Origin of the sequence: Rothia sp. HMSC071F11 (assembly GCF_001809115.1) — a bacterium.
Taxonomy (GTDB): domain Bacteria; phylum Actinomycetota; class Actinomycetes; order Actinomycetales; family Micrococcaceae; genus Rothia; species Rothia dentocariosa.
Genome location: NZ_KV795763.1, coordinates 279,301 through 281,189 on the forward strand (window position 1 = coordinate 279,301; position 1,889 = coordinate 281,189).

The window sequence follows — 1,889 nt, forward strand, 5'->3', positions numbered from 1 at the left end:
CGCTGTAATCTTTTCCATCTCCATTAGAGCACGCAGCAAGCGCCACGGTCGCAGAGGCTGCACCCGCCAAACCAAACGCGGTGCGACGTGAGACATGTAGAGCGGACATTCTTTTTCCTTTCATGGTGCGGACTTCTTAGCCCGAATATCTGTGTGGTGTTTCTAGAGTGAAAATTCTTGAGACGATCCAGATCCTGACGAACCCGAGGAGCTGCCGTAGATAGCCCACCAGCGCCCTTCCGTATAGGTTCCGCGGTAGAGGGTATCTGATGTCTCTGTCTCAGACTCTCGGCTTACTCCACTCGGCCCGTAAAAGGTACCCAGCGAAAACGATATTGTTCCCTCCCAGGTGGCACTCGTACCGTTCATCGTCGGTTCCGGACTCTTGAGAATCGCCTTAAATTTGGGGCCGCCAAACCATGATTTACTGCTCGTGGTTTGTTGTTTCAGCTGGTTAAATTTAGATTCCAGGACATCTTTGTATTCTGGTGGAAACGCATCCGCCACAAGGCTAAAGTCCAGTGTTTCCATGGCGTACTGCATGGCTGCCGTCGTATAGCCAATCGCCGCATAAAATCCTGCCGCCGACTTATCGTTTATATCTGAGGGTTTCGTCGGTTTAGGCACATTCTTTGACGGGTGATCTTTCGTGGCAGGCTCATAGGCGCCCGCGGAGGTATCGAAACTCGTGAAGCGAACCTCGCCTGCATAATTGCTGGAGCTAGATGAAGAACTGGAACTAGATGGAGAGCTGGAACTAGATGGAGAGCTGGAACTAGAGCTGGATGCGGTTGCCCCCGCACTCTGCTGCTCGGATGCGATTCCTCTCACCTTCGGGGCGCAGGCGCTCAGCACCATCGCCGAGCCCACCGCACCGGCTGCCGCAAGAGCGGTTCGGCGCGAAAAATCATAGGATCTTTCTGACATATTTCGTTCCTTTCGGCGTCTTAATCGTCAACGATTAAAACCCCTGTGATGTGGCTGGGTACCTTACTATTGTGCCGTTAACCCGTGCGAATATGCGTTATATGACGTCATCATAAGCTGTTATATTTTTCTCATCGACCCTGCACACACCCAAGAGCCAGCGCCGAGCGCATCCCTTCCAAGCACGGTACAACGCTATGGTGTAGCTGTAGAGCTCTGTGAGGCTACGGTCTTTGACCGAGTTTCAACGCTCCAGCGCTCGTTGGTATACATTCCTTTGAAAACCATATCTTCGGTATTGCTTTTTTGCCGTTCCGTTAGGTCGTTTACCTGCCCACGATCGACACGGTAGTTCCCGAACTCCATAGAAAACTTCCCTTCCCACGTATATGTATCACCTTCCATCGCGGGCTGCGCGGTATTCAGGGAGATAGTGACGCGCGGGTTCTCATACCAGTTTTGCCCCTCCCTCATGCGTGCCAGTATTTGCTCATTTGAGGAATTATGAACATAGTGTTTCTCGTCCTCGGTGAGCGCACTGTCATCGTAGGGACCGGTGTCACCGGTGGCGAACATATACTGCATAGCGGCGGCGATATAGGCTAGGCTCGCGTAAAATCCGGCAACGGACTTTTCATCTGCATTCTCAGGTTTGATAGGTTTGGGGACGTTCTTGGGAGGGGTGTCTCGTGTGGCGGCTTCAAAACTACCGGCAGAATTATCATATTTTTCGAGTTTGACTTCTCCGGCATAGTCACTGCGTTCATTCGAGCATGAAGCAACCGTAAAAAGCACCGCACCGGCACCCGCAGCACCCAGCGCGGAACGACGTGTTAGCGCATATTCCACCGTGATTCCCCTTTCGCGCGGCATCAAAATGCGGGAAGTCCCTTCATTATCCACCTTAAGTAGAGGTTTATAGCAGATTTCAGCGGTATGCGCTCTGTGAGATTTCGCTCGAT

The 1,889-nt window shown here is 52.1% G+C and carries 2 protein-coding genes; both read right to left on the reverse strand.

Going from position 1 to position 1,889, the window contains the following annotated elements:
• Window positions 1-162: 162 nt before the first annotated feature.
• Window positions 163-927: a DUF6318 family protein gene (locus HMPREF2554_RS09170; RefSeq protein ID WP_004006398.1), complete on the reverse strand. Its 765-nt coding sequence runs from the start codon at window positions 925-927 to the stop codon at window positions 163-165.
• A gap of 195 nt (window positions 928-1,122) precedes the next feature.
• A complete protein-coding gene (locus HMPREF2554_RS09175; protein ID WP_246826050.1) occupies window positions 1,123-1,776 on the reverse strand; it encodes a DUF6318 family protein in 654 nt (217 codons plus the stop codon).
• Between the last annotated feature and the right edge of the window lie 113 nt (window positions 1,777-1,889).